4 protein-coding genes are annotated in these 3,140 nt (G+C 42.9%); 3 read left to right on the top strand and 1 reads right to left on the bottom strand.

Going from position 1 to position 3,140, the window contains the following annotated elements; genetic code table 11:
* Positions 1 to 163 precede the first annotated feature (163 nt).
* Positions 164 to 466 carry a 30S ribosomal protein S14 gene (rpsN, locus tag QUA74_RS29435; RefSeq protein ID WP_006633844.1) on the top strand — a complete coding sequence of 101 codons (303 nt, stop codon included), beginning with the start codon at positions 164 to 166 and terminating at the stop codon, positions 464 to 466.
* Between the two features lie 161 nt (positions 467 to 627).
* On the opposite strand, the gene QUA74_RS29430 is transcribed toward rpsN, so the two are convergent.
* Positions 628 to 957, bottom strand: coding sequence for a hypothetical protein (locus QUA74_RS29430; RefSeq protein WP_190740107.1), 330 nt, complete (start codon positions 955 to 957; stop codon positions 628 to 630).
* Between the two features lie 46 nt (positions 958 to 1,003).
* Here QUA74_RS29430 and aat point away from each other — a divergent pair, with 46 nt between their 5' ends.
* Positions 1,004 to 1,600 (top strand): leucyl/phenylalanyl-tRNA--protein transferase, encoded by a 597-nt coding sequence (gene aat / locus QUA74_RS29425; protein ID WP_445302185.1) that lies wholly within the window; start codon positions 1,004 to 1,006, stop codon positions 1,598 to 1,600.
* A gap of 281 nt (positions 1,601 to 1,881) precedes the next feature.
* On the top strand, positions 1,882 to 3,099 hold the full coding sequence (locus QUA74_RS29420) for an NACHT domain-containing protein (RefSeq protein ID WP_333336264.1): 1,218 nt from the start codon (positions 1,882 to 1,884) through the stop codon (positions 3,097 to 3,099).
* Positions 3,100 to 3,140: the final 41 nt, after the last annotated feature.

The raw sequence follows: 3,140 nt of genomic DNA, 5'->3' as shown, positions 1-3,140 counted from the left end.
GTCAGACTACTTCGGTAGCAAATCCCGATGAAGCGTCAAGAATCACCGCTCCTTTAGGACGGTGAGCATTTCAAAAAAGAAATAATTCAAATAAAACCGATCCGAAATCACAAAAATATAGTAAAATAGTAGATTGTGATTTATCTAAGGATATCAACAGATTATGGCTAAAAAGAGCATGGTCGAGCGCGAGAAAAAGCGCCAGAGACTCGTAGACAAGTACGCCGACAAGCGGGAAGACCTGAAAGACCAGTTTGACCAAGCTAACAATCAGATGGACAAAATGGCGATTCACCGCCAACTACAACAGCTACCCCGCAGCAGTTCGCGGACTCGCTTGCGGAACCGCTGCTGGGCAACTGGACGACCCAGAGGTTACTATCGTGACTTCGGACTGTCTCGCAACATGATGCGAGAAATGGCTCACGAAGGTCTTTTGCCCGGTGTTGTGAAGTCTAGCTGGTAGCACGAAGGAAGAAGGAAGTTCGGCAACGGATTCTGTAACGGATGTAACGGATGTCAGGAAGAAGGAAGAAGGAAGAAAAAAACTCACAATTAATCGGCAGGATTAGGTTTGGGGTTGATTTTTGTTTCAGACTTATGAGTTAAATTTTCCTCCTTCTTGCTTCACTGACCACAGCATTTATCGATGCCCAGACTTTCGAGTAACAAGTCGCTGACGGCATTGGCGATCGCAAATTCGCCGTAGAAGCTTTTAGAAAAATCATAGGCCTGCATTTCGGTGACGATCGCAATTACGAGGCTGCCCACGTCATTTTCGCCTTCCATGCGCTGGCGGACATAGATTTGGGCAGCTCTTTTAGCTATTTGCTGGTTGGCTGCTTCTGGGATAAACTCGGAGTCTAGCCATGCCAGCAGCGTTTGTTGGAGCCATTGGCCTTCTTGTTCGGGGTTTTTGGCGGGCGGTAAGGTAATAGGTTCAATGGTTTCAGACATGATTATTCCTAATTGCTAATGTTGACTTTGAAAAGTTAACTGAGAAATGACAACTGATAAATATATGCAATATGATATACCGACAATTATACAAGGATACGCGCAAGGCTATTTCTTGATGGCAAATGACGGCGAGGAAAGTTTGGGGTGGTATTCGAGCCGTCAGCGGGCGCTGATTCCCCTAGATGAAAGATTTACCTATCCGAAATCCCTGCGTCGCCCAATCAATCAAAATCGATTTTCGGTGGCTGTGAACCGCGATTTTGGGGCGGTGGTTGAGGGTTGTGCCGATCGCGAAACGACTTGGATTTCTAAGGAGCTCAAGAAGATTTACTGGGGTTTGTATGAGGCCGGTTGGGCTTACAGCTTCGAGACTTGGTGCGGCGACGAATTGGCGGGTGGTATTTTAGGATTGTCTATAGGCGGTGCGTTTATTGGGGAGTCGATGTTTTACCGAATTCCCGAGGGTTCTAAGGTGGCGATGGTGAAGTTGGTGGAGAGATTGCGCGATCGATCTTATCTGATGTTCGATGCTCAAATGAACAATCCGCACTTGGAAAGATTCGGAGCTTATACTGTTAAGGAAAAACTGTACAACACTCTTTTGCAAGCTGCTTTGAAGCGGCGCTGTTCCCTATTTTAACTAACATAGGATTTACGCATGGGAACTCAGAAACCGGGTTGTTTCCACAAATATTGCATCAGAGCCTTTAACTGATAAAAAACCCGGTTATGAAGGTTGGTAGGGAGTCCAGAAACCGGGTTTTTTCCCGAAAACGCTGCATCAGAGCCTTTAACTGGTGAAAAACCCGGTTTCTTGATAGCTGGGTAGGGAGTCTAGGAGTGTGTTGTTGGGAAAAGGCGATCGCCCCTCGAATATTATATACTGAGAATGTAAGCAACCAGGCGCGGGAGACTCAGGCAATGGAGTGGTTAGTATTGTGGGGAGCAACAAACTTAGTTGGGTTTATTTTCCAAGAAGTCCTGGTTAAACTGGGGCAGTCAGCATTAGAAGACTATGTAAAAGATTTTTTTAAAGCGTCTATTAAAGATTTGGTAGGTTTAGCGAAAGAAGAACCCTTGAAAGTTGCTTTCGGGAAAGGAATTACAGAATTTTTATATATTGTACAGGAAGAACTAGCAGATGCAGAAGATGATGATGCACAAATTGAGCGTCCTCCAATTCTGCAATACCAAGATTCATTAAGCCAGTTCCTGCAAGATAAATCGGTATTAGAAACTTTGGGTCAACCTTTCAGTAAAGCACTAGGAACAACTTCGGCTGCTGATGGAACTTTTTTTGATTGTGGATTACTCGCACGAAAATGGAATGACCTCAATTTACAGCGTTTACCTGATCAGTTCAACTGGCAAAAAGTTGGCAAGCGTTATTCTAGAAAAGTAGAAGCTATCCTTGGGGAGTCGGAGGATTTACGGAAACTTTTAGATTCAAAAAATTTGGCAGGAATTAAAACAAGCCTCGAACAAAGTCTTCCGATTCCACCGGATTTTAATTTGATTAGTTATCAAGAGGGATTGAAAAAAGCTTATGGCAAACTAAAGTTAGACAGTTTAGATACTAGCGGTTGGAGTTACAGCCTGCAACTATGGAATATATTTGTGCCTCAAAATGTTGAGGAAGACACGAGTAGCCCACAACCTATTACAATCTTAGATTTGATCAACGGCCATGAACAAGATTACAAATATACAGTCATTCTCGGTCGCCCAGGCTCTGGTAAGTCTACTCTAACACAGTATAAGGCATTAGAATGGGCGACGGCTAAGGCAATTAGCTTACCCTTAATAGAATTACCTTTACTCATTGAGCTACGAAATTATATTGACCATCTAGAAAAAGCACCAAACTTTTTAGAATACCTTCATCAAGGACGTGGAGTTAACGGCGGTACTCTCAATAAACACGAATTAGATAAATGGTTAAAAAATCGCCAAACTGTTGTAATGTTTGATGGATTAGATGAGATTCTGGATGATAGAACACGGGAAGATGTAGTTATTGATATTATCAATTTTACCAGGGACTATCCCAAAGTCAGAGTTTTAGTTACCTCTCGTGTGATTGGTTACGAGAAGCATAGGTCAATATTAGACCTCTTGCAAAAAAAATCTATGCTATAATAGAAGGTTTTCAATTTAATCCCCCTAGAGCTAACTCATAA

This window comes from Microcoleus sp. LAD1_D3 (assembly GCF_036702135.1).
In the GTDB taxonomy this organism is placed as follows: domain Bacteria; phylum Cyanobacteriota; class Cyanobacteriia; order Cyanobacteriales; family Microcoleaceae; genus Microcoleus.
The sequence above is the reverse complement of the archived record's forward strand: the minus strand, read 5'-3'. Positions and strand labels throughout refer to the sequence as shown.

Coding starts and splice junctions, on each gene's coding strand:
- QUA74_RS29420 (WP_333336264.1), top strand. CDS start 1,882: ATGGAGTGGTTAGTATTGTGGGGAGCAACAAACTTAGTTGGGTTTATT.
- rpsN (WP_006633844.1), top strand. CDS start 164: ATGGCTAAAAAGAGCATGGTCGAGCGCGAGAAAAAGCGCCAGAGACTC.
- QUA74_RS29430 (WP_190740107.1), bottom strand. CDS start 957: ATGTCTGAAACCATTGAACCTATTACCTTACCGCCCGCCAAAAACCCC.
- aat (WP_445302185.1), top strand. CDS start 1,004: ATGACAACTGATAAATATATGCAATATGATATACCGACAATTATACAA.